This is a genomic window from Acinetobacter sp. 1566109 (assembly GCF_000582255.1).
Taxonomy (GTDB): Bacteria; Pseudomonadota; Gammaproteobacteria; order Pseudomonadales; family Moraxellaceae; genus Acinetobacter; species Acinetobacter nosocomialis.
Genome location: NZ_JEYB01000005.1, coordinates 86,978 through 111,640, shown reverse-complemented (window position 1 = coordinate 111,640; position 24,663 = coordinate 86,978). Strand labels below are relative to the sequence as shown.

Here is a 24,663-nt window from a genome sequence, read left to right as displayed (position 1 = left end):
AGTTGTTTCCTAATTTTTGATTTAGGTGGGGGAACCTTTGATGTCTCAATTGTTGAGTTGTTTGATGGCATTACTGAAGTGAGAGCTAGTGCAGGAGATAATTATTTAGGTGGAGATGACTTTGTCCAGTTGCTAATGAAGCAATACTGGAAACAGTATGCAACTATTTTTGGCTATACTGAAAATACTATTCCATTTGATATTGAAACAGCATTAAGAGCTAGAGCACAACATAGTCTCCATGTTTTAAGTAAAGAAGCAAAAACAGAGTTAATATTTAAATGGAAAGATAAGGAAGCAACTTTAGAAATTACCCAAGAAGAATTCGCAGTATTGGCTGAGCCATTACTGCTTAGATTGCGCCGTCCATTAGAGCGTGCCTTAAGAGATGCTAGGGTTCTGCCTCAACAGGTTGACCAAATTATTATGGTAGGTGGTGCAACACGTATTCCGGTAGTTCGCAAATTGGTAACAAAATTATTTGGCCGTTTTCCCTCGACAAGTGTCCAACCTGATGAAGCAATTGTACGAGGTGCATGTGTACAAGCAGGTTTAAAAGCGAAAGACGTATCATTAAAAGAGATTGTTTTAACAGATGTTTGTCCATTTAGTTTGGGGATAGCGGTGGGAAATGATGGACAGTTTTCACCTATCTTAGAGCGCAATATTGTAATTCCAGCCAGTAAGGTGAATACATATACTGCGATGAATAAAGGACAGAGAGAAATTATTGTTAAGATTTACCAAGGCGAACATCGTCTGTGTAAGGAAAACATTTTTTTAGGTGAGCTCAATGTGCCTTTACCTCCAAATAATGACTATTTATCTATTGAGGTACGATTCTCTTACAATCCAAATGGTATTTTAGAGGTTGATATAGACGTTCCAAGCACGGGGGAAAAGCTTCAAAAAGTGATTGTTAATCATCAAAATGTGATGAGTGCGGAACAAATAGAGCAAGCGCGTCAACAGTTGCAGGAATTGAAAATACATCCTCGTGATACTTTAATGAATAAGAGCTTATTATTACGAGCAGAGCGTTTATTTAGTGAATATACAGGAGATTTACGTTTACAGATTGGGGAGCGAACACAAAAATTTAATTATATTTTAAATTTGCAGGAACCAAGACAAATACGTGAGGCACAACAACATTTCGAAGCTTTTCTTAATGAAATTGAAGATTTAAGTTTGTTTGAAGAGTATTAATTTATATCCCCTTGTATGAATTCTTTGTTAGATACATACAAGGGGATATTTTTAGCAGCTAGATAAAATGATTTTTTTTGCTTGATAGCTTTGATATAAATAATAAATTAATATCAAAGGGATGAGTATGGTGTATAACGTTGCTATACATAAGGCGATGTAGGTTAAATATTTAAGTGTAGAAGAGAGATTCTTGGCACTAAATCCGGTTGTTAATATACTTCCTAAAATCAAGCCTGCAGCATACATAAAAGGTTGTGAGGAATATTTTATAAATAAATAGCTAAAGCCAAAAATCCAAAATAGCCTAAAGAAGATAATACCAATACTTCTATACATTATTTGTTTATCTGTTAAGTTGGTATCTTCTTTATTGTATCCAAAAATATAGAAGAGAGGGCGGAAAGATTCTGGGTAAAATAAGAAACAGATCGGGATCAGACTATAAATTATGAACCAGATATGATCAGGTTCACCAATAATAAGAAAGACAGAAATAAGAAAAATACTAAGAGAGATTAAGCCGATATTGATTATCCATTTATCGACATTAATAAATGCACTTTGCTCTAATCTATTCATATATGGTGTTGCATCTAGCAGCAATGCACTCAGTAGTATAATTGTAGATATAAACCATCCATAACTTAGAAGTTGATGGGGTAAATCTGGAAGCCAAGGGGTCAAACTACAGAGAATAAATCCACTTAAACACCAATATTTAAGATAATAGCCCAATGTTCTTTCATAATCAGGGTGACCTAAAATTTTAGTATTTAATATAGGTTGTAGTATAAATATATATAAGAGGCTAATGCAGACCGTAATTAATAAATTTACTATAATTTGATTATCTGGAGCTATAAGGGAATTAAAAAAGAGAAAGGTTATAGTTATAAATAGTATATTTATAATAGTAAATTTCCAAAAACTGCTTAAACTTTTTAGAAATAAGTAATTAGAGTTAGTTTGGGTGTTAGAAAGCTGAAATTTATCAATAATTTCAACTGTGCTATAGTTTTTTGAAATTTTATTTAAACTTTTTCTTAACTTGAGCATTTTCAATGGATGAAATTTTTTTTCACCAGACAGTTCATTTAATAGTGCAAAATGCTCATTAGGTAATTTTTTTAGGAGTTTGTATTGAGATAAAAAGCTATTTAATTTTTCCTGTAGTAAGCTTGAGTAATAAGATGGATTATATTGATGAATATCATCAGGATAAGTTTCATGCCACAATTCTAGAAACCGAAAATATTCAGGCTGTAAATCATAAATTTCAATTTCTGCTAAAGGGGCTTGGAGTTGATCTTTAATTTCTATTTGTTGACTGAGAGGAATATCATATTGTTGACTAAGTAAATAATTGAATTTATTGAATGTTATATCACTAATATCTTTATTCCATAGTGCATTGCTAACTTCCTCAAGAATTGCTGGAATACTAAGTGCATCTGGTTGAATACATTCGTTATTGGAAACGGAATATTCGATTTTTTCTTTTTCAATTATCTTCTGATAGTTTGTATCAACATTTTCGGCATCTTTTTCTGTAAAGATATAATAAAAATCATCAAGATCATTTTCTTTTAATAGATCTAAAATTTGATTTCTGAAATGGCTACTAATACTTTTATCTTCATATGCTTCAATTTCATTATTAAAATGAATTAATTCATCACGTATATTGAAGTTAATATCTTGAATAAAAATATGATGTTTTAATCTCTTAAGTTTATTTTCAAGTGTTTGATCATTTAAGTCATCTGGATTTGAATTTTGCTGATTAAATGAAGCATTTTCTTCAAATATAGAAAATGAATTATCCGAATCCTCATTTTCATATGTTAAATGTTCTGCTTCGAATTGTGCGATTTCTAACGCCTCTCTGAGACGAATAAATTCTTCTGGCTGGGTATCTTGATCGATTAATTTTAGTTGTTTGGCATAAGCCTTTTTTATTTCTCTCTGGTTATCTGTTGGTTCTATTCCTAATCTTTGCCAAGCGGTCATTTCTTTTACTCAAAGTGCTTTTAATAACGGAAGATTTATTTAATGAATGATACATTTTATCTTAATTTATTATTTTACTATAAAAAGAGAAAGGTTGAAATCAGCAAGCTAGCTAAAAATATTAGCTTCTTATTTTATAATAACTATTTTAAAGGTCGTATAAATCAATATGATAAAAAGGAAGTTTCAGATAGAAACTTCCTTTTTTATTTTACAAATTATTTAGCAGCTTTTTCAGCTTCGATAGATGCAATTGCAGCATCAACACCTTCGATTGATTCAGCAGCTTTTTTGATACGTGCTAATGCATCAACAAGTACTTCATCAGCTGTTGCATATGAAATACGCATGAACCCGCCTAAACCAAATGCATCACCAGGAACAACTGCTACGCCAGTTTCTTCTAGTAACCATTCAGAGAATTCTGTGCAAGACTTTAAGCCTTTTGCACGAATAAGAGGGCGAATGTTTGCATATGCATAGAATGCACCATCAGCAGGTAAACAAGAGATCCCTTTGATGTCGTTTAAGCCATTAACCACTAAGTCATGACGACGTTTAAACGCTTCAATCATTGGTTCTAAAACATCTTGTGGACCATTTAATGCAGCTTCAGCAGCAACTTGTGAAATTGAAGTTGGGTTAGAAGTTGATTGAGACTGGATTTTTTTCATTGCACCAATGATTTTTGCTGGGCCGGCTGCATAGCCAATACGCCAACCAGTCATCGCATATGCTTTAGATACACCATTTAAAACAATTGTGCGGTCATATAAATCTGGAGCAACAGTTGCAATGTTGTAGAACTCATCTTCCCAACGGATTGGTTCATACATGTCATCAGAAGCAACAAATACTTGTGGATGACGACGTAAAACCTCAGCTAAAGCTTCTAATTCAGCTTTGCTATAAATCATACCTGTTGGGTTAGATGGACTGTTTAATACTACTAAGCGAGTGTTAGGAGTAATTGCTGCTTCAAGTTGTTCAGGTGTAATTTTGAAACGTTGGTCTTCACCACATTTCACAATAACTGGCGTACCTTCAGCAATAATCACCATATCTGGATAGCTTACCCAGAATGGCGCAGGGATGATCACTTCATCACCTTTGTTTAATAATGCAAGTGCCAAGTTAAAGAAGCTTTGCTTACCACCACATGAAACCAAAATCTGGTTTGCTTGATAATCAAGATTATTATCACGCTTCAATTTAGCAATAATTGCTTTTTTTAACCCAGGAGTACCATCTACAGCCGTATATTTTGTGAAACCATTATTAATCGCTTCAATTGCAGCATCTTTGATGTGTTGAGGGGTATCAAAATCTGGCTCGCCAGCACCTAAACCAATCACATTCTTGCCAGCAGCTTTAAGCTCAGCTGCTTTATTAGTTACAGCAAGTGTAGGGGACGGTTTGATGGCATTGACACGATCAGAAAGACGTACGTCCACGGCAATATTCCTCTTATGGGATTAAAAAATAAAAAGCATACTATCTTATCGCAAAAATTAAGTAATTTGCGGATGTGGGTATTTTTAGATGTAAAAAAGTTTAATTTAGAAACGTTCTTGTTGCGGTTTTATTCAATTGAAGCTTTTTTCGAAAGAAATTAGAAAAATCCTTTATAATAAATCGCAATCGAAATATCGAGACTGAATTATGACTGAGCAACAGCCAAAACAGAAAAAGGCTTTGGTGAAATTGCCATTCCCAATGCCTAATGAAAGCAACCAAGCTGGCGATGCTGTACACAACCAAGTGCGTCCGAAGCCAGAGCAATATGCAGATAGAACTTGGATGCCACCTCGTGGTACTCGTCGTTCTATGGGTAAGCGTTAATTAAAAAAACAGGCAATATGCCTGTTTTTTTATTGTTGTAGTACTTCTTGATAATAAATTTTTTTCTTTTGATACATGTGATGATCTGCGCGTTTTAACATCTCTTCCACTTGTTCATTTTCTTTTGTCGTTGCGTGTCCAATTGCAATACTAATAGGATGGCTTGAGTAATATTGATTATCGATATTAAAAAGCTCCTGAATAGTTTGAAGCATAATCAATACATTTGCCTCATCTGCACCAGGCATCAAAATTACGAACTCGTCTCCACCAATTCGGGAGGCAGTATAAGCAGTATTCGTAATAGCTTGGTTTAAAATATTCCCCACACGACGTAATAAACCGTCACCAATATCGTGGCCAAGTTGATCATTCGTTTCTTTTAAACCATTCATGTCTAAAAAAATTGAAGAAACAGGACGAATAATACTGCGGTTTAAACGATTAAGCTCTTCTGTAAAGAAAGCACGGTTATAAAGTTTAGTCAGTACATCATGCTGACCTAAATATTCTAAATAATTTTCAGCTTTCTTTCGTGCGGTAATATCTGTAAGAGCAACCTGTACCAAACCCCAAGTATCTTCATAACTGGGGAATACGGTAAATTGCAGTAAAACATTTCTGATTTGGCCATCTAATGCATAGTTAACGGCTTCACGCTTATGGTGAATATTTCCTTGCCAGAGTTCAATTAGTTGTTCTCTAAAAGTTTCCACCATCTCTTCAGCAAAAATTTTATGCGTATTTTTTAAAAGAGCGGTTTTGTCAGGTGCTTTAAATAAATCAAGAGTCGACTGGTTAACATCTAAAATTAAAATATCTTCGATACATTGACGCACAAATTCAGGATGTACATCTAAAAAAGTCCTAAAGTCTTCAATACCTAATAGCCTAAGCTGATCAATTCTATTTTTAATACGGCTAAAATCTTCAACCCAAAGAGAAGTGGGGGAGTAGATAAACATTGATTCTGCTAGGCGTCGATTTTTCTCTTCCTGACGAAGTGCATTTTGATAAGGCGTAATGTCTTCGGTGGTAATTAAAATACGGTCAAATGTAGTTTCAGAACCCGGTAAAATTGCTCCCCGTAGTTGTACATCAATACGTTTACCAGAGAGCGTGTAATTTATCGTGGTACTTGAGAAATGAGTTTTGCCATTCCATAACGCTTCGAGTTCATGAACATGAGCTTCAAACATCTCTTTTTTAAAAATAAGATTTAAATTGGCGCATAATTCTTCTTGGTTTTTTGCTTCAAAGAGTTCTAATACTTTTTGGTTGACCTTAATAATTTTAATTTTATGGGCGCATTCGACAATCAAATTTTCATTTTGACTTAGAAATTCATAAAGGTTTTCGACCCCTTGATTTCTCCATAGATCAAATAGCTGTTTAACTTCACTGAAGTCCTCAATCCACATTGGAATTGGGGTTAGGTCAAAAATTGAAGAATCTAAAGTTTCCATTTGTTTCTTTAAGTATTCAGTTTGTCTTAAAGTATAATGAGAAAAGTTAGGATTTGGGGAAAATAATCAATTTAAATCTTTAGAATAATTAAAATAATGAGAAAGCAGAATTTATCTGCTTTACTCATAAAATATCAAAATAAATTAACGGTTAATCGGGTGATCGATATTTTTCTCGCCGCGCCATAATTTAATGAAGTCTTGTTCATCAAAATCATAAAGTTCCATCAGTGCCACAATGACACTGACAAAAATCATTGCGCCTTCTGAGTTACCATGAATATTGAAAATCTTGCCATTGAGCTTCCCTAAAATATCACTCAATTCGTGCTCTCGGCCTCTGCCATAGCGGTCACGAGGGTACAACTCTTCATTTAAAACAATCAGCGCTATTGCTTTTTCAGCATCTGATAAATCAGTTTTATCTAAAGCATCTTCAAAAGATTCACTGCCATGATTAAAGTAAAAAATAACCTCATCGTTAATAAAACTTTGAACCATTTTTTGAGTGAGTGTCGGAAACTGTGAAACAGCATTATCTTCAACATAAGGTTTAAAGGATTCAGGAAAAATCACGTTGTGATATATACCTTTAAAAAGCGGGGCAATTTCAGAAACTTTATAACCCGCGATCCCACATCCTAAAGCAGTGACAAAGTATTTCATTTTAGGATGATTTTTTGCATAAATTTTAAAGTCTTCAACATAATGCTCGATTTGGGAGAGAGGCATTTGTTGGATGTGTTCATTTAAGGTTGGAATTGCAAAGCTTTGTCCAGCCCAACCACGTCCCACACCTTCTACAGCCCCAAAATGCTGACTGGCAACACGTGCGGCTCCACTACCATGTTGCCCAGCCATATTACTACCGAAGACAAACACTGTATCTTCAGGGAGTTCAGTTACAATACTTTCATCATGATATTGATAGGTCATGGTTATGCTTTTTATCTAATGGATAAGTTCATGTTGCAACCGTTTAAAGCATTGGTCAAGTGTCAAGATGCTTAATATTTTCGCTGTATATTAATCTGGCTACAGACTTTAAATTAGAGAAAAAATCCCCATTAAATTGCTAGACGATAAATTCAAATTTTTTATAAAGAGAGAGAACTGTGAACGAAAATCAACCTTTCGATTTGGTCACTCATTACCAGCCAGCGGGTGATCAGCCACAGGCAATTGAAAAGCTGGTAAATGGCGTCGAAAAAGGTTTTCGTAATCAGTTACTTTTGGGTGTGACTGGTTCCGGTAAGACCTATACCATGGCAAACGTGATTGCCCAAACACAGCGACCAACTATTGTGATGGCGCACAATAAGACATTAGCAGCCCAGCTTTATGGTGAATTTAAAGCCTTCTTCCCAAATAATGCAGTTGAATACTTCGTAAGTTATTACGACTACTATCAACCCGAGGCTTATGTTCCGTCTTCAGATACGTTTATTGAAAAAGATGCAGCAATTAATGACCATATTGACCAGATGCGTTTATCTGCAACACGTGCCTTGCTAGAGCGTCGTGATGCAATTATTGTAGCTTCTGTTTCTGCTATTTATGGTTTGGGTGACCCAAATGCCTATATGCAAATGTTATTGCATGTGGTTCAGGGTGACCGTGTGAGTCGAGACGAAATTATTCGCCGTTTGGTTGAAATGCAATATACCCGTAATGAGCTTGAATTTTTACGTGGTACTTATCGAATTCGTGGCGAAATTATTGATATTTTCCCGGCAGAATCTGACCAACACGCAATTCGTATTGAACTTTTTGATGATGAAGTAGATTCAATTCGTTGGTTTGATCCACTCACCGGTAAGATGGTGCGCAAAGTACCACGTGTTACGATTTATCCGAAAAGCCATTATGTAACGCCAAAAGACAACTTAACGCGTGCTATTGATACCATTAAGGATGAACTTCAAGACCAGCTTAAGTTCTTCCGTGAACATGACAAGTTGCTTGAGGCTCAGCGTATCGAACAGCGTACTCGTTATGATTTGGAAATGATGCAGCAGTTAGGTTATACCAATGGTATTGAAAACTACTCTCGTCATTTATCAGGCCGTCCAGCAGGTGAAGCACCACCGACCTTATTTGATTATGTACCAGATGATGCTTTACTTATTATTGATGAGTCACATGTAACGGTTCCTCAAATTGGCGCAATGTATAAAGGTGACCGTTCACGTAAAGAAAACTTGGTGAATTATGGTTTCCGTTTACCAAGTGCGCTTGATAACCGTCCAATGAAATTTGAAGAGTGGGAACGTATTGTTCCGACCACTATTTTTGTGAGTGCAACGCCAGCCAAATACGAGTTGGAGAAGTCAGAACAAGTGGTTGAGCAGGTCGTTCGTCCTACAGGTTTGATTGATCCTGAAATTGAAGTTCGCCCAGTACTTACTCAAGTCGATGATGTTCTTTCTGAAATTAATATTCGTAAGAACTTAAATGAACGTGTATTGGTGACGACTTTAACAAAACGTATGGCGGAAGATTTAACATCTTATTTAAAAGAATATGGTGTTAAGGTCGCTTATTTGCACTCGGATATTGATACGGTTGAACGTGTCAAAATTATTCATGAGTTACGTACAGGCGTATTTGATGTTTTGGTCGGTATTAACTTACTTCGTGAAGGCTTAGATATGCCGGAGGTTTCTTTAGTTGCTATTTTAGATGCAGATAAAGAGGGCTTCTTACGTTCAGAACGTTCACTTATTCAGACCATTGGGCGTGCTGCGCGAAATGTGAAAGGTAAAGCAATTTTATATGCAGATAGAATTACCGACTCTATGCAAAAAGCAATTGATGAGACAGAACGCCGTAGAGCTAAACAAATCGAGTTTAACGAGCTGCATGGTATTACACCACGTAGTGCAGTCCGTCAGGCTGTGAAAGAAATTGATACGGGTGAGGTGCTTTCAGATGATCAAATTGATGAGAAAATATTGGAGCAGGCACAAGCACTAAGTGCTGATGACCGTCATATTCTTTCTGATCCTAAATTGTTCAGTAAGCATATTACTAAGCTTGAAAAAGAAATGTTAAAGGCGTCTAAAGATCTACAATTTGAGCAAGCGGCTCGTATTCGTGATGAAATCGTTCGTTTAAAAGCGCAAATGTTGCAATAAATGGATACATAACACTACATGATTTGTTTAAAAAACAAGCTACTGTAGATGTTTAAGTTATTTTTGTATTCACAACTAATAGTTGAGGGCAACAATGGCATTTCGAAATAATGTTCCGCAAGCCAGTTGGCGCTTGGCAAAAATTGCATTGGGCGGGATTGTTCTAACTGGTTTAGCCGTTGGAACATATGCCTATGCCCAGCAGAAGCCTTTACCAACTGTCGATAAAGTTGAATTAGACCGTTATTTAGGTGTGTGGTATGAAGTCGCACGTAAACCGGCTTTTTTCCAAAAAAAATGTGCTTACAACGTATCTGCAACTTACACTTTAAATGAAAATGGAAATATGGTTGTAGATAATCGCTGCTACGATAATCAGAAGCAATTACAGCAATCTATTGGCGAAGCTTTTGTAGTCAATCCACCCTATAACACAAAATTAAAAGTAAGTTTTTTACCTGAAGCTGTGAGATGGATTCCGGTTATTCGTGGAGATTACTGGATTTTAAAGCTGGATGAAGACTATCAAACTGTTTTAGTAGGGGAGCCTTCACGTAAGTATCTTTGGGTATTATCTAGAACACCACATCCCAAAAAAGAATTGATTGATGAATATCTAAATTATGCCAAAACATTAGGATTTGATATTCGTGATGTTATTCATACTGAGCACAAAGAATAAATAAATTCTGCTTAATAAAAAACCATGTTTTCGCATGGTTTTTTCTTTTTTATAGTTGATAAATCAAGTATTGTATCGCTTTATTTTTCTTAAAGTGTAAAGAGGTTAGTGATGTTAAAAGGCGTGATTTTCTCTGTCATGGCATCATTAACTTTCGGTGTTCTTTATTTCTATACTCAACTACTTGGTCAACTTGATAGCGAACAAACATTTGGGTGGCGTATTATTGCTACTTTGCCATTTTTAACTCTATTTATGTGGTGGAGTGGTGACTTAAGTCATATTAAAAATATCTATCAACGTATTTTGGCAAAACCTTCTTTACTTTTGTTACTCATAACAACCTCGATTTTAACATCGGTACAGCTATGGCTTTTTTTATGGGGACCCATGCATGGACGTGGTTTACAAGTATCTTTGGGATATTTCCTTCTACCGCTTGTGCTGGTTTTGGCTGGTAGTGTGCTATATGGGGAAAAAATATCAAAATTTCAGTGGGTCGCTATTATTCTGGCAATAGTTGGTGTCGGCCATGAGATTTTTCGTTTAGGAAGTATTGCTTGGGAAACTGCTTTGGTGGCCATTGGTTACTCAGCTTATTTCTTGTTACGCAAGAAAATTAAAACAGATAATTTAGGTGGGTTTGGTGGGACCTTTTGATCATCATGCCTGTGGCGATTTATCTAACACATACAGGATTATTGCCATATAGTAAATTTTTCGATCAACCAACTCTTGCCTTAGTAATTGCAGGATTAGGAGTACTTAGTGCTATAGGCTTGGGATGTTACATATTAGCAAGTCGTTTTTTACCTTTAGTTGTATTTGGCTTACTTGGATATCTTGAACCAGTATTACTTGCTTTAGCATCTTTAGTGCTAGGGGAAAGCATTGGTCAAGAAGAATGGTTTACTTATATTCCAATTTGGTGTGCTGTATTTGTACTTGTGCTAGAAGGTGCATTCCATCTTTATCAGCAGCAGAAAAAAGCCAAAAATTTGCAATTAAATCTCGAAAAATATCAAAAAAGATTAAAAAATGATGCTCATGATTAGAGCAACAGAATCTAAAAAGTAAGAAAAAGCAAAAATTTAGCTGCTTTAAACAATAAGATAATAAAAAATAATTATAGGTATTTTATGAATTTATGATGAATTTTGGGAAAATCTAGTCACTAACGTCAGCTTTTGATTCATTCTTGCTAATAATTCCATTACAATTACGGGGTTTTAAAAATCACGCCTAGATATAATTAATTAGAGGACGTATCTGTGAGCAAAGACACTATCATCGCCCTGCACGCTGAACACCAAGGCCGTTGGAAAAACCGTGAAGAAATCGCGGAACGTATGATTGCATTAATCGGTCAATTATACCGTGAAAAAAATATTGTCGTATCTGTTTACGGTCGCTCTTTAATTAACCGTTCTGTTATTCAAATTTTGAAAACTCACCGTCGTACACGTGTTGTAGATGTTGAGCTTTCTGTAGTAAATACTTTCCCAATTTTAGAAGCTTTAGCAAAAGTTGAAAACATTGGTTCTGCAGAAGTTGATATCGGTAAACTTGCAGTTGAATATAAAGAAAAAGGCGGTGATGTTGACGCTTTTGTTGCTCAAGCGGTTGAGTCAATTAAAGGTAGCGCAACTTCTGAACAACCTAAAGATGTAGTTCTTTACGGTTTTGGTCGTATTGGTCGTATCTTAGCTCGTTTAATCATTAGCCAATCAGGTTTAGGTCGTGGTTTAAGCCTTAAAGCGATTGTTGTTCGTAAGTCTTCTGACGGTGACTTGGCAAAACGTGCTTCTTTACTTCGTCGTGACTCTATTCACGGTACTTTCGCTGGTACAATTTCTGTTGATGAAGAAAACGAAGCAATCATTGCTAACGGTAACTTCATCAAAGTGATCTATGCATCTAGCCCAAGTGAAGTAGACTATACTCAATACGGTATTGAAAACGCGCTTTTAATCGACAACACTGGTAAATGGCGTGATGCTGAAGGCTTAAGCCAACATTTGAAATGCCCAGGTGTTGCACGTGTTGTATTAACTGCACCAAGTAAAGGCGAAATGAAAAACGTTGTATTTGGTGTAAACAACTCTGACATCTTAGATGAAGACAAAATCATCTCTGCTGCAAGTTGTACAACAAATGCGATCACTCCAATTCTTAAAGTATTGGATGACAAATATAAAGTTCTTAATGGTCACGTTGAGACAGTTCACTCATTTACAAATGACCAGAACTTAATTGATAACTATCACAAAGCTGATCGTCGTGGTCGTGCTGCTACATTGAACATGGTTATTACTGAAACTGGTGCTGCTAAAGCTGTTGCTAAAGCATTACCTGCATTAAAAGGTAAGTTAACTGGTAACTCTGTACGTGTTCCTACACCAAACGTATCTCTTGCAATCTTAAACTTAACACTTGATAAAGAAGTTGATCGCGAAGAAGTGAACGAATACATTCGTCAAATTTCGATTAACTCTAAACTTCAAGGTCAAATCGGTTATACCAATTCTACAGAAGTTGTATCGAGTGACTTTATCGGTTCTCGTACTGCTGGTGTATATGATGCTCAAGCAACAATTACTTCAGGTAACCGTTTAACTGCATATGTTTGGTACGATAACGAAGTAGGTTATAGCTGCCAAGTATTACGTATTGCTGAACAAATGTGTGGCGTAAGCTATACAAAAATCCCTGCAGAAACTAATGCTTAATTTGATTTAACGTTAGATAAAAGTATGTGACAAAAAGACCCAGTTTAGACTGGGTTTTTTACAACCGTACAAAATATATGCTGATTATTTTTTGGAAATCAATGAGAATAGGATTTAAGGAACAAAAAGAAATAGTAAGGGATTGGAATTGCAGCAGTTTAAAAGATTATTGATAGTCTTCTTTTTCATCATCATCGCGAATATATGTGGTGTGCTCATCGCCATTTGGGTTTTCAAGCATTTTAATATTTATATTCCGCTGAAAAACCAAGCTGTAGCGATTGATTTACAAGAACCATTACAGGTACAGGTCAAAGTAAAAGATGCTTTAAATGTCGATGTAAAAGGCCGAGTAAATGCGAATATTCCTATTAATGAAAAGTTAACGATACCTTTAACACAGACGTTAACTCCTCGTGTCTATTTCGATAATATGGTGCCAATCAGCACAGTTATTCCTGTAAAAGAAACATTAAAAGTTGATCAAAGCCTACCGATAGACACCAAAGTTCAAGTCAGAGTATTGGGTAAGGATATTACTTTACCATTAAAAGGGAATATTCCCTTAAAGCTTGATGTACCTATTGATATTCAAGTACCGCTCGATCAAAAAGTTCATTTGAAGTTTGATGCTCCAGTTAAAACGGTTTTAAAAGAAGATCTTCATATTCCACTAAATGCCCAATTAAAAACAAATATTCCAATTCAGGGTAGTTTAAATGTACCTGTAAAAACTGCTTTAAATGCTTCAGTAGATGTCAAAAATACTTTGCCAGTTAAAATTGAGCATGGCGAGTTAAAAATACCTCTATCAAGCATGAGCCTTAATCGTGTTAAAGATGATAACGCTACATCTTTACCTGCACAGAACCAGAATAAGTAGGAAGGTGACTTATGCTGGGTTCAATAAAAAGTATGCTCATCAGTTTCTTTCTGATTATGGTACTCACGGCAATTTTATTTTGGCTCTATTTAAATATACAAGCTTCGGTGGTGGTTTCTGCGCACGAATCAGATATTCGATTACCAGAATCATTAGAAACTAAAATACATGTTGGTAATAATTTACAGGTCCAGTCCATAGGTAAACTAGATACATCAATTGATATTAATCGTCAGATTTCGGTGCCTTTAAAGGGGAGATATTTGGCTGATTTAGCGTTTGAAGTTGAGACTCCAATTACAGTAAGCGTTGATTATGCAACAACGCTGAAAGTTGATCAGGTGATGCCTTTGGAAACAACAACCGATTTAATATACCAAAATAAGTTGTTACCTAGGTTTCCACTAAAACTAAATATACCCATTAATCTGGATATTCCATTTCAGTTAAAACGTAGCTATACCATTCCTGTTAAGATTGCTTTTAATGGTCCAGTTTATTTCGAGTTCGATGAATCGGTAAATTTACCGATTAAACACCAATTTAATCCAAGCTTAAAAATTAATGATGCAATGGAAATGGGCAATATCTCAAGCTTTAATGCCATTATGTATAACTCTGTGCAACACACTAAAGCTAATTTAGATATGAAGATGGATTTACCTCTGCGTAATGTACATCCTTAAGGAATAAATACATAAAGAGAGGTTATGTTCTGCTATAAGTTTTTATCAATATAAAAAGTAATAAAATAAGACCTAGGAAAGTAGAATTCTCTCGATTTTCTATTCGAGAATTTTATGAAAATATGGCAGAATAGGCGGTTTTAGAGTTTTTAGAGGATTGGCAAATGCGCTTTGTTGATGAAGCAGTCATTACCGTAGAGGCTGGCGACGGTGGCAATGGCGTAGCCAGTTTTCGCCGTGAAAAATTTGTACCATTTGGTGGCCCAGATGGTGGTGATGGCGGACGTGGTGGAAGTATCTATATTCAAGCCGATGATGATACAAGTACCTTAGTCGATTACCGTTACACCCGTAAATTCCGCGCTGAACGTGGTAAAAACGGTGCAGGTGCTAACTGTACCGGACGCGGTGGTGAAGATGTGGTTTTAAAAGTACCTGTTGGTACAACAATTGTTGATACAGATTCTGGCGATATTATTGGCGACTTGGTTGAAGACGGCCAAAGAATTCTGGTTGCAGGTGGTGGTGAAGGTGGTTTGGGAAATACGCACTTTAAATCATCAACTAACCGTGCTCCACGTAAATGTACTACGGGTACTAAAGGTGAATTTCGTGAAATTCGTCTTGAGTTGAAAGTATTGGCAGATGTTGGCTTATTAGGTATGCCAAATGCTGGTAAATCTACTTTCATTCGTGCTGTAAGTGCTGCAAAGCCAAAAGTGGCAGACTATCCATTTACAACCATGGTTCCAAACTTGGGTGTTGTAGATGCTGACCGTCATCGTTCATTTGTAATGGCTGATATTCCGGGCCTTATTGAAGGTGCGGCAGAAGGTGCAGGTCTAGGAATTCGTTTCCTTAAACATTTGGCGCGTACTCGTATTCTTTTACATATTATTGATGTACAACCAATTGATGGTTCAGATCCAGCTCATAATGCAAAAGCAATTATGAATGAGTTGGTTAAGTTCTCACCTACTTTGGCGAAACTACCAGTTGTTTTAGTGCTCAATAAACTGGATCAAATTGCTGAGGAAAGCCGTGAAGAGTGGTGTCAGCACATTCTAGATGAATTAGAGTGGACTGGACCTGTCTTTAAAACATCGGGCTTATTAAGTGAAGGTACAAAGGAAGTTGTGTACTACCTGATGGATCAGATTGAACAGCAACGTGAACGCGAAGTTGAAGATCCTGAGTACGCAGCAGAAGTAAGAGCTTTCCGTGAACAACTAGAAGTTGAAACACGTGAACAAACCATTGCGGCAAAAGAAGCATATCGTGCAATGCGTCGAGCACAACGTCTTGAAAGCATGATGGACGATGATGATGATTTTGACGATGATGAAGACGACAATGATGTAGAAAGCATCTACGTTCGTGACTAAAAAACCGAGGAAAACATGATAGAAGTGGTCGATGGGCAACGTAAGCTCAGTGAGTGTAAACGAATCGTTGTTAAAATCGGATCATCTTTACTCACAGCAAATGGGCAGGGGCTAGATCTGGATGCTATTTCGCATTGGGCGAAACAGATTGCAGATTTACACAATGCTGGGCACGAAATTATTTTAGTGTCTTCAGGAGCTGTAGCAGAAGGTATGGTTCGTATGAAGCTTGCGAGTCGACCCACCGATCTACCCAGTTTACAAGCATGTGCCGCAATTGGGCAGATGGGCCTAATTCATACATGGTCTAGCGTGCTTGAAAATCATAGTATTCGAACAGCTCAAGTGTTATTAACACATGACGATTTGGCAGATCGCCGTCGTTATTTGAACTCATGCGATGCGTTGCAGAACTTGATTGACTGGCGTGTTATTCCGGTTATTAATGAAAACGATACAGTCTCTACTGACGAGATTCGTTTTGGTGATAACGATACCTTAGCGGCAATGGTTGCTGGTCAAGTACATGCTGATTTACTGATCATTTTAACAGATCAGCAAGGCATGTTTGACTCAGATCCACGTCACAACCCTGATGCAAAGCTGTTATCAACTGTTCGTGCCATGGATGATGTTTTATTTGAAATGGCTGGTGGCGGTGGTGTACTTGGGCGAGGAGGCATGGTCACTAAAGTCCGTGCTGCCCGTTTAGCGGCTAAGTCGGGCTGTCCAACACTGATCGCTAGTGGTGAAAGTGATAATGTATTGTCACGAGTCATGGCTGGTGAAATGCTTGGTACATTGTTCACGACTGATAAAGACCGTATGACAGCACATCAACAGTGGCTTGCTGCACATTTACAAACAGCAGGTCGTCTGGTCATAGATGATGGCGCGGTTGATGCGATTAAATCTAAACATCGCAGTTTATTACCTGTTGGGGTAAAAACTGTTGAAGGACATTTTGATCGTGGTGATGTGGTTGAATGCGTTGATAAGCAAGGCAAACGTATTGCGGTTGGACGAGTAAACTTTAGTTCTCGTTCAGCTGAAATTATTAAGGGCCTCTCTTCAGACAAGGTTTATCAAGTACTTGGAGAAGCTCGTTCGCTTGAAATGATCCATCGCGATCACATGGCGATTTATTAACTAGTGATCTACAAAAAAAGCTCGCTTTATGCGAGCTTTTTTTGTGGTGTTAACGATGGCAAGATTCGATCTTCACCGACCATAAAAGGATGGGTAGCAAGGCTCAGCATATCTAGATCTTCTGAGCTATTTCCATAAGCATAAACTTGATAATAATCCTGCAAAGAATATTGTTCATGTATTCTTAACTTCTTTTGTTCACTACTACAATCTGGCGTTGAGTAATAACCCGTCATCATGCCATTTTTTACTTGAGTTTCAGTACAAATTAATTCGATATCGAGTAATTTGCAAAGTGGAGCAAGATAGATATCGATTGAAGCCGAAACTAGTACTACCTGATCACCAAGTAACTGATGTTGTTGTAATTGTGCAAAAATTTCAGGTGAAAGAGTTGAGACGAGTTCTTGTGCATATTCTTCGCCTAATCTTTGCAGCTCAATTGCTGGGGTATTGCGAAACATGCTTCGAAATAGCTTGGCACGCATCGCATGGGCGGGATAAAAATTAAGATAATAGGCTTGAATCCATGGCAGGATTTTCAAGCCTTGCTTAACTATGTGGCGCTTAGATAACGCATAAAAGATGAACCCTGTAAAACTGTCTTTACTACACAAGGTCCCATCAAAATCAAACAGGGCGAGATTTTTTATTGTCTTATTCGTTTCGCTCGTTGCATACATGATTCATATCGTCCGTTTACGCGGGTTGCATACCAGTTAGTATTATAGTCACGACTTAATTTAGGCCCAGAAATTACCACTTGAGGCATAATAGCATAGATAGGTTCTTTGCCTGTTTTTGCCTTATAGAGTTTAGTTAAGGCAATATAAGTTTGTGTATTCTCAAACTTTTTCTCTTTTTCTAATTTAAGATCATCGCGAAGTTGTCTTGGTGTAATTAAGACATTATTTGCAGTAAATAGTTTCATTAACTCTTTTTCTGACTGACTCTGAACTGCGAGTGGACTACCAGCTTTATCGTAAAGTAGTAAATCACCATCTAAGGTGAGCTCATTATCAGTAAGGGCATCGAGCATGCTTTGAAAAGCAGCATTACGGCTAGAATACATACCTGAGTTATAATCGGCAAAACGATAAATGGCCTTATCATAGTCTGCTGGGTATACCATCAAGCGATGAATGCCATAATATAGACCGCCATATTGCGTATAAAGATCATTTCTAAGGTCTGCAATATTCATGCTAGAACGTTTATGCGCTTTAGCATAATTAATATGAACTTGCATTGAACCCAATGTGGTGATTGGATTCATTTTTTCACCAATATCTTGCCCAACCAGTTTAGCTGCACCAGTTAACGCACTGACATGATAATGTTGAGTCATAAAATCAAAAATTTGACGATAAAGTAAGTCGAGATCTTTTTCAGTTTTGACTTTACGCATCTGACTCATATAGTTGTTGTCAGGAGAGGGTTGGGTTTTCAATACTTCTTCAAAATAACCTGCGACAGTACCCCCCACTTTCTGGCCAAGTTTGTCTTCAAACTTTTCATTTAAACGGGTACTGACTTCGTCAACTGCTTTTTTGCCTAGGCCTGGTACTACAGGGTTAGCAACAAAGTTAGATTCCTGATCTACAATCGCGACAATACTACAAACATTTTGTTTGGTTTTAGGAATTTTTAAGTCCTGCATAATATCGTCAATATCTTTAGCCCATGACTCCCGATCATGCACACGTGCTGGAATTAACTTTTTAATTTGCTGACTTTCTAAATCGGGCTCATCATTTTTTGACCACCAGGCTTTATCTCCACAAGCAGCTAAACTCATGCATACGGTGACTACACCGAATGATTTTAATAAAAAACGGGAAGACAACGGTTTGTTCATGGCGAGGAAAGCACCTGCAAAAAAGATGAGCTGATCAAGCGGATGAAGTATACTATGTTGATCATCAATTGTATGAATATATATGTATATTGGTCCCTATCAACTGTCAAATAATTTAATTGTTGCTCCTATGGCCGGTGTAACTGACCGTCCATTTAGAACGTTGTGCAAGTATTTTGGTGCGGGTCATGCGGTCAGTGAAATGATGACTGCTGATAAAACTTTGCGGATGACTAAAAAAAGTCTTTATCGTGCTAATTTTGACGGAGAGTTAGCTCCTATCTCTGCGCAAATCGCGGGTTCTGACCCAGAACAGTTGGCTGAGGCTGCTCGCTATCAAGTTGCAAATGGGGCACAAATTGTTGATATCAATATGGGATGCCCTGCAAAAAAGGTATGCAATAAATTAGCAGGTTCAGCATTATTACAAGATGAAGACTTGGTTGCTCGAATACTGGATGCAGTTGTTACAGCAGTTGACGTTCCTGTGACTTTAAAAACCCGTTTAGGATTTTTAAATGGCCAAGAAAATATTTTAAGGGTGGCGAAACGTGCAGAAGAGGCGGGGATTGCTGCGTTAGCATTGCATGGCCGCACACGTGAAGACATGTATTTAAATACAGCGCGTTATGAATTAATCAAACATGTTAAAGAATTAATCAATATTCCAGTAATTGCCAACGGTGATATTGATAGTCCTGAAAAAGCAAAATATGTACTGGACTATACTGGCGCCGATGCAATCATGATTGGGCGGGCTGCACAAGGTCGTCCATGGATTTTCCGTGAAATTGCCCATTATTTAAAAACTGGTGAACATTTGGCTGCTCCAAATATTGAAGAAGTCAAAGATGTACTTTTAGGGCATCTGTCTGAGTTATATCAATTTTATGGTGAATATTCTGGATGTCGTATTGCTCGTAAGCATATTGCTTGGTACACCAAAGGTTTACGCTCAAGTAACGAGTTCCGACAAAATATGTATAAAGTTGAAACCACTGCTGAACAGGCATTAGTAGTCGAGAGTTATTTTAATCAATTGCTTGCAGAAGGTAATTTGATGAGCGATGTTCAGGTTGAACGGGTTAATTTATTAGCTACTCACTAAAATAAAGCAACCAGTACACAGGCTGGTTGCTTAAAATCTTCATCTATTCATTATCTAGCATTTCAACAACGAGTTGATTGACCAGATCTGATGCCCCTAATTCGCGTATCTGTGCAACATTACTTCCTGCCCAAAATGCACCAAAACCATAATCATGGTGTTTACTCGCAAGAGCATTAAGTTGCTTCGCCAAATCGTAAGCGTATGGATACTCTGGTTGGGCAGGTCGAGTAGGTGAATCAATTTGGTTGTGCCAATGGTTGAATAAACCGCGAGCGGGGCGCCCAGAAAGGCTAGCGCTAATTTGTGTTACGGGTTCATTAAATAATGCTTTGCGATATTCAGCAGAAGCATTTGAGGTCTGGCATTGAACAAACGCTGTACCTAACTGGACTGCGGTTGCTCCCAAGCTCAACATATGTTTGGCTTGTAAGCCAGTCATGATCCCGCCTGCGGCGACAACCGGGAGTTTGCAATGCTGCACAATCAATTGTACTAAGTCACTGGTTTTAATCGCAGCATCAAAAGTTTGATTGAAAATTCCGCGATGGCCACCTGCTTCAATACCTTGAGCAATAATAATATCAATACCTGCTGCTTCAATCGCTTGCGCTTCAATTAAATTGGTAGCCGAAACCATAGTCAAAATACCAGCCTCTTTTAAAGCTTTAATTTGATGCGGATGGGGAATACCAAAATGAAAGCTTACCGCTTTGGGCTTAGTTTCTAAAACAACATTTAAAAAGTCATCATTATCTAAAAAACTTGGATAGATGCAGTGCAAATCTTGAGGTGGCTGAGCACCGAATTTTTCAAAATGAGGACGTAGATATTCAATCCATTGTTTTGCTTTTTCTAGATTAAGTTCTGTAGACTGATGACAGAAAAAATTAACCTGAAATGAGTTTTCGGTGAGTGCTTGAGTTTTTAAAATTTGTTCACGTGCACTTTGTGGGGTATTTGCTCCCAAGCCTAATGATCCAAGGCCTCCTTGATTTGAAACCTCGGCCGCTAGTTCTGGTGTAGAAACCCCTGCCATGGGAGCCAGAAAAATTGGATGTTTAATTGCAAGTTGTTGTAATAGGCTCATTTTATTCACCTCACTTCTTTCACTTCACCATAACGTGAAAATAGAATGAAGAGCAAATAATATTGGCTATTTAATTTTTAAATATTCTAGAGGAGTATTTAAAAAACTTTTTTATAAAGGGGTGACATTAAATAAAGAACCAATCCAGCTTGAAAAAGCCATTGCTAAAATTCCCCATAACGTAATACGCAAACTCCCTTTAATTTTAGATGTACCTGCAAAATAACTAGAAAGTGCACCTAAAATCGCTAACGAAAGAATACCAGTAGCCAAAACCACAGGCATAATCAAATGATTAGGGCTTAGTAATATAGCGAGCATGGGGAAAAAAGCACCAAAAGAAAATGATGCGGCAGATGATAAGGCAGCTTGTACAGGATTAGCTGCGGTATTTTCATGAATGCCGATTTCATCACGAGCATGTGCACCCAATGCATCATGAGTTGTTAACTGTAAAGCAACCTCTTGAGCCAATTCTTTAGATAGCCCTCTAGAAATATAAATTTGAGTTAGCTCATCTAACTCTTTTTGAGGGTGCTTTGAGAGTTCTTTTGCTTCAATCGCTAAATCTGCTTTTTCAATATCTTCTTGAGATTTTACGGAAATATATTCTCCAGCAGCCATTGAGGTAGCACCAGAAATAAGGCCAGCAATACATGTAATTAATAGAGTGTGTGAGTTGGCTCCACTTGCTGCCATGCCCATAATTAAGCTAGTGACAGAAATAATTCCATCATTAGCCCCTAAGACTGAAGCTCTTAACCAGCCTGAACGGTGAATTGCATGGTGTTCTGTATGATGTGGAAAAGCCATGTGTTTTTCCTTATAAAAGTTTTATAAATGCTATGAAAATTTACAAATTATTGATCAAAAAATATGTCATTATTATAGGAGATTTAGGGATAAGACAGAATAGATCAATAATAAAAAACGGAGATTAAATTATTTATATAAAACATTTTTAACCTAACTTAACGGTGTAAATCATTATTTTTAATTATTATATTTATTGATCATTCCAAAAAAACTGCCCCTAATAACTCTAACCTACTGTAGAGGTGAAAATGAAAAATAGCAAAACAATAAATTCTATAACGCATTCAATATTACTTATGGGAGCAGTGATCTCTTCTTTAACGGTAGTGAGTATGAGCTCTGTTTATGCACAAGACCAAGTCAACTCTGAATATAAACCTGGCAATCTCATTTATGATAAATGGGACAGATTTTATAAAATAGAACAGGCTCAACCCCAAGAAGCAGAAAAAATATTAGTTGAGCTGAGTAAGCTGACCCCTAAAGATATTAAAGTTTGGAAAAGCCTTACTTACTTACAAATTCGGCTCGAAAAAAGAGATGAGGCTTTACAGAGTTTAAGACAAGCAAGAGCTTTAGCTCCTCAAGATGATACTTTAAAATTACAAGAAGCATATTTGCTGAATCAGCAAAAAAAAGATCGTGATGCATTAGTTCTATTTAAAGAATTAACTTCGTCTTCAGATCCAGTAATTGCAGCAAAGGCAACTCAGGCAGTTAAAAATTTAAGTGGAGGAGAAATTAAGCCATATTTTGGCGATATTTATTTTGCACCTTCTTATGAGTCACGTTATGACGATGTTATTTTTCCTTTAAAAGTAAGATACGGGAAAAATATTGATAATGGACGAGCTCAAGTCTATGGTTTTCTTAATTTAAACCGTGATACTAAATCTCAAGGTGGGGTACGACCTGAAATTATTGATGAGAACGCAGTCACTCTTGGGGTAGGCGCAAATTATCAACCATGGATTTCAATACCGGTTCGAGCTTATGTCGAAGTTGGTGGAAGTTATGACTTGATTGATCGAAATCGAAAAAAATTTCGTGAAAGTGTAGTTGGGGGGGTGACAGGTTATCAAGAATGGTATTCACCATTGAACTGTAATCATACACTTTGTTTAGATAATTACTTTACCGATCTTTATGGCAATGTCGCGACTTATTCGAGAGAAGATTATAACGTTATTGGGGATTTGCGCTTACGTACAGGGTTAAATCTTTATAAGGGTGAGAGTGGGACTGTACAGGCTTATGTAAAATTGCATGGTTTAGCAGATAGTAAAGATGAATATTACAATAATTTATTTGAATATGGCCCGGGTATTTCATGGCAACCTTTTAATTATCAACCAATAAAACTTCGTGTTGAACGTTTATATGGCAACTATTTTAAAGACGTACCTGTTAATACAAAAGATCATTACAACAACACTCGTGTAGAACTTGTTTTTTATAAGGACTTCTAATAATGAAAAAAATTTTTATTTCGATTGTATTCGGTACTCGTCCAGAGCTTATAAAGCTAGCTCCGGTAATTTTATTAGCAAAACAAGATTCACGATTTCAGGTAGAAGTGATTTTCACGGGGCAACATGATGAATTAGTACGAGATGCTATCGATTTCTTTGGAGTTGAAATTGATCACCGACTTAAGATTATGAATGCTGGGCAAAGCCTCAATCAGCTCTTAATTCATGGCTTGACGCAACTTGAACATGTCTACACCGATGGTCAAAAAAGAGATGCGATTGTTATTCAGGGCGATACTACCACTGTATTAGCTGCTGGGTTAGTTGCATTTTCAATGAAGATACCTGTTGCCCATGTTGAAGCGGGTTTACGTTCATATGACTTAGACCACCCATTTCCTGAAGAAGGTAACCGTCAGTTAGTCTCCCGTATTACCAAATGGCATTTTGCCCCTACAGAGCAGTCAAAACAAAATTTGTTAAATGAGCAAATTCAGCCAGCTTTAATTACGGTGACAGGTAACACTGTAGTAGATGCTGTGTATTTAGGAAGAAAAATAATCGCTGAAAAATCTGGTTTGAAAAATCAGCTTGATCCCTACGGAATCGAATTAAAACTAGATGATAAAGTTGTACTTATTACAGCTCATCGCCGTGAAAATTTTGGTGAGGGAATTCAAAATATTTGTAATGCGGTTGAATATTTAGCAAAACAGCATCCAGATTTGCATTTTATTTGGCCTGTGCATTTAAATCCAGCTGTACATGATGTCGTACATGATAAGTTTAGAAATCATGCTCAAATTCATCTTGTGAAACCTCTAGATTATCCAAGTTTATTAGCTGTTATAGACCGTTCGACCTTTATTTTAACGGACTCTGGTGGTTTACAAGAGGAAAGCCCATCATTTAATAAGCCAGTGTTAATTTTACGAGACACGACTGAACGTCCAGAAGTGGTTGAGGTGGGGGCAGGAGTACTCGTTGGAACAAATCAGCAAAAAATTATTGAAGAAGCTGAGAAACTTTTAACAGATTCAGAGCATTATCAAAAAATGGCAAATGTTGAAAATCCGTTTGGCGATGGACGTGCTGCTCAGCGAATATTAGATGAAATTGCTAAAACTTATGAATAGAG

Annotated in this window: 20 protein-coding genes and 1 pseudogene; 13 read left to right on the top strand and 8 right to left on the bottom strand. The window is 36.9% G+C overall.

What is annotated here, in order from left to right; translation table 11 throughout:
* On the top strand, positions 1 to 1,209 hold a 1,209-nt coding region (locus tag J582_RS08420; protein WP_050674829.1), incomplete at its 5' end, for an Hsp70 family protein.
* Between the two features lie 51 nt (positions 1,210 to 1,260).
* On the opposite strand, the gene J582_RS08415 is transcribed toward J582_RS08420, so the two are convergent.
* Positions 1,261 to 3,222 carry a hypothetical protein gene (locus J582_RS08415; protein WP_032047718.1) on the bottom strand — a complete coding sequence of 654 codons (1,962 nt, stop codon included), beginning with the start codon at positions 3,220 to 3,222 and terminating at the stop codon, positions 1,261 to 1,263.
* Positions 3,223 to 3,440: 218 nt separating this feature from the next.
* Positions 3,441 to 4,676, bottom strand: a complete 1,236-nt coding sequence (locus J582_RS08410) for a pyridoxal phosphate-dependent aminotransferase (RefSeq protein WP_019457670.1) — start codon at positions 4,674 to 4,676, stop codon at positions 3,441 to 3,443.
* 208 nt (positions 4,677 to 4,884) lie between these two features.
* On the opposite strand from J582_RS08410, the gene J582_RS08405 reads away from it, so the two are divergent.
* Positions 4,885 to 5,064 (top strand): hypothetical protein, encoded by a 180-nt coding sequence (locus tag J582_RS08405; protein WP_000139632.1) that lies wholly within the window; start codon positions 4,885 to 4,887, stop codon positions 5,062 to 5,064.
* Between the two features lie 29 nt (positions 5,065 to 5,093).
* Here J582_RS08405 and J582_RS08400 read toward each other — a convergent pair whose 3' ends face one another.
* Entirely contained in the window at positions 5,094 to 6,530 is a 1,437-nt protein-coding gene (locus J582_RS08400; protein WP_031983461.1) for a diguanylate cyclase domain-containing protein, read from the bottom strand.
* Positions 6,531 to 6,674: 144 nt separating this feature from the next.
* Entirely contained in the window at positions 6,675 to 7,466 is a 792-nt protein-coding gene (locus J582_RS08395; protein ID WP_002052788.1) for a hypothetical protein, read from the bottom strand.
* Positions 7,467 to 7,645: 179 nt separating this feature from the next.
* Between J582_RS08395 and uvrB the strand changes: the two genes are divergently transcribed.
* The 8 genes and pseudogenes from uvrB (at position 7,646) to proB (ending at position 17,181) form a co-directional block, all read left to right on the top strand.
* The gene (uvrB, locus tag J582_RS08390; RefSeq protein WP_004707569.1) at positions 7,646 to 9,667 is read left to right on the top strand and encodes an excinuclease ABC subunit UvrB; all 2,022 of its coding nucleotides are present in this window, start codon (positions 7,646 to 7,648) and stop codon (positions 9,665 to 9,667) included.
* Between the two features lie 94 nt (positions 9,668 to 9,761).
* On the top strand, positions 9,762 to 10,349 hold the full coding sequence (locus J582_RS08385; protein ID WP_031983465.1) for a lipocalin family protein: 588 nt from the start codon (positions 9,762 to 9,764) through the stop codon (positions 10,347 to 10,349).
* A 108-nt stretch (positions 10,350 to 10,457) separates the two neighbouring features.
* A pseudogene (rarD, locus tag J582_RS0104450) lies at positions 10,458 to 11,404 on the top strand (EamA family transporter RarD).
* A 216-nt stretch (positions 11,405 to 11,620) separates the two neighbouring features.
* The gene (locus J582_RS08380; RefSeq protein WP_002052743.1) at positions 11,621 to 13,078 is read left to right on the top strand and encodes a glyceraldehyde-3-phosphate dehydrogenase; all 1,458 of its coding nucleotides are present in this window, start codon (positions 11,621 to 11,623) and stop codon (positions 13,076 to 13,078) included.
* A 148-nt stretch (positions 13,079 to 13,226) separates the two neighbouring features.
* A complete protein-coding gene (locus J582_RS08375; RefSeq protein ID WP_004885863.1) occupies positions 13,227 to 13,961 on the top strand; it encodes a hypothetical protein in 735 nt (244 codons plus the stop codon).
* An 11-nt stretch (positions 13,962 to 13,972) separates the two neighbouring features.
* Entirely contained in the window at positions 13,973 to 14,647 is a 675-nt protein-coding gene (locus tag J582_RS08370) for a hypothetical protein (protein ID WP_002052875.1), read from the top strand.
* A gap of 164 nt (positions 14,648 to 14,811) precedes the next feature.
* On the top strand, positions 14,812 to 16,032 hold the full coding sequence (gene cgtA / locus J582_RS08365) for an Obg family GTPase CgtA (RefSeq protein ID WP_002052725.1): 1,221 nt from the start codon (positions 14,812 to 14,814) through the stop codon (positions 16,030 to 16,032).
* 15 nt (positions 16,033 to 16,047) lie between these two features.
* Positions 16,048 to 17,181: a glutamate 5-kinase gene (gene proB / locus J582_RS08360; RefSeq protein ID WP_002052602.1), complete on the top strand. Its 1,134-nt coding sequence runs from the start codon at positions 16,048 to 16,050 to the stop codon at positions 17,179 to 17,181.
* A gap of 26 nt (positions 17,182 to 17,207) precedes the next feature.
* Here proB and J582_RS0104445 read toward each other — a convergent pair whose 3' ends face one another.
* Both J582_RS0104445 and J582_RS08355 read right to left on the bottom strand, forming a co-directional pair.
* Entirely contained in the window at positions 17,208 to 17,864 is a 657-nt protein-coding gene (locus J582_RS0104445; protein WP_004885875.1) for an HAD-IB family hydrolase, read from the bottom strand.
* On the bottom strand, positions 17,831 to 19,039 hold the full coding sequence (locus J582_RS08355) for a DUF1615 domain-containing protein (protein ID WP_002052526.1): 1,209 nt from the start codon (positions 19,037 to 19,039) through the stop codon (positions 17,831 to 17,833). The genes J582_RS0104445 and J582_RS08355 overlap by 34 nt, the downstream gene beginning before the upstream one ends.
* A gap of 82 nt (positions 19,040 to 19,121) precedes the next feature.
* Between J582_RS08355 and dusB the strand changes: the two genes are divergently transcribed.
* Positions 19,122 to 20,147: a tRNA dihydrouridine synthase DusB gene (gene dusB, locus J582_RS08350; protein ID WP_031983466.1), complete on the top strand. Its 1,026-nt coding sequence runs from the start codon at positions 19,122 to 19,124 to the stop codon at positions 20,145 to 20,147.
* Between the two features lie 43 nt (positions 20,148 to 20,190).
* Here the strand turns inward: dusB and J582_RS08345 are convergent, their stop codons facing one another.
* Both J582_RS08345 and J582_RS08340 read right to left on the bottom strand, forming a co-directional pair.
* Complete coding sequence (locus J582_RS08345) at positions 20,191 to 21,237, bottom strand: NAD(P)H-dependent flavin oxidoreductase (RefSeq protein ID WP_017398140.1); 1,047 nt, start codon at positions 21,235 to 21,237, stop codon at positions 20,191 to 20,193.
* 111 nt (positions 21,238 to 21,348) lie between these two features.
* Complete coding sequence (locus tag J582_RS08340) at positions 21,349 to 22,050, bottom strand: VIT1/CCC1 transporter family protein (protein WP_002052483.1); 702 nt, start codon at positions 22,048 to 22,050, stop codon at positions 21,349 to 21,351.
* 251 nt (positions 22,051 to 22,301) lie between these two features.
* On the opposite strand from J582_RS08340, the gene J582_RS08335 reads away from it, so the two are divergent.
* On the top strand, positions 22,302 to 23,522 hold the full coding sequence (locus tag J582_RS08335; RefSeq protein WP_200003943.1) for a tetratricopeptide repeat protein: 1,221 nt from the start codon (positions 22,302 to 22,304) through the stop codon (positions 23,520 to 23,522).
* 2 nt (positions 23,523 to 23,524) lie between these two features.
* Complete coding sequence (gene wecB / locus J582_RS08330) at positions 23,525 to 24,661, top strand: non-hydrolyzing UDP-N-acetylglucosamine 2-epimerase (protein ID WP_032047715.1); 1,137 nt, start codon at positions 23,525 to 23,527, stop codon at positions 24,659 to 24,661.
* The last annotated feature ends 2 nt before the right edge of the window (positions 24,662 to 24,663 follow it).

What these genes read in the sequence shown, in the direction of transcription:
- J582_RS08415 (WP_032047718.1), bottom strand. Translation starts at nt 3,222, where the DNA reads ATGACCGCTTGGCAAAGATTAGGAATAGAACCAACAGATAACCAGAGA.
- J582_RS08405 (WP_000139632.1), top strand. Translation starts at nt 4,885, where the DNA reads ATGACTGAGCAACAGCCAAAACAGAAAAAGGCTTTGGTGAAATTGCCA.
- J582_RS08400 (WP_031983461.1), bottom strand. Translation starts at nt 6,530, where the DNA reads ATGGAAACTTTAGATTCTTCAATTTTTGACCTAACCCCAATTCCAATG.
- J582_RS08395 (WP_002052788.1), bottom strand. Translation starts at nt 7,466, where the DNA reads ATGACCTATCAATATCATGATGAAAGTATTGTAACTGAACTCCCTGAA.
- J582_RS08385 (WP_031983465.1), top strand. Translation starts at nt 9,762, where the DNA reads ATGGCATTTCGAAATAATGTTCCGCAAGCCAGTTGGCGCTTGGCAAAA.
- J582_RS08370 (WP_002052875.1), top strand. Translation starts at nt 13,973, where the DNA reads ATGCTGGGTTCAATAAAAAGTATGCTCATCAGTTTCTTTCTGATTATG.
- cgtA (WP_002052725.1), top strand. Translation starts at nt 14,812, where the DNA reads ATGCGCTTTGTTGATGAAGCAGTCATTACCGTAGAGGCTGGCGACGGT.
- proB (WP_002052602.1), top strand. Translation starts at nt 16,048, where the DNA reads ATGATAGAAGTGGTCGATGGGCAACGTAAGCTCAGTGAGTGTAAACGA.
- J582_RS0104445 (WP_004885875.1), bottom strand. Translation starts at nt 17,864, where the DNA reads ATGTATGCAACGAGCGAAACGAATAAGACAATAAAAAATCTCGCCCTG.
- J582_RS08355 (WP_002052526.1), bottom strand. Translation starts at nt 19,039, where the DNA reads ATGAACAAACCGTTGTCTTCCCGTTTTTTATTAAAATCATTCGGTGTA.
- dusB (WP_031983466.1), top strand. Translation starts at nt 19,122, where the DNA reads ATGTATATTGGTCCCTATCAACTGTCAAATAATTTAATTGTTGCTCCT.
- J582_RS08345 (WP_017398140.1), bottom strand. Translation starts at nt 21,237, where the DNA reads ATGAGCCTATTACAACAACTTGCAATTAAACATCCAATTTTTCTGGCT.
- J582_RS08340 (WP_002052483.1), bottom strand. Translation starts at nt 22,050, where the DNA reads ATGGCTTTTCCACATCATACAGAACACCATGCAATTCACCGTTCAGGC.
- J582_RS08335 (WP_200003943.1), top strand. Translation starts at nt 22,302, where the DNA reads ATGAAAAATAGCAAAACAATAAATTCTATAACGCATTCAATATTACTT.
- wecB (WP_032047715.1), top strand. Translation starts at nt 23,525, where the DNA reads ATGAAAAAAATTTTTATTTCGATTGTATTCGGTACTCGTCCAGAGCTT.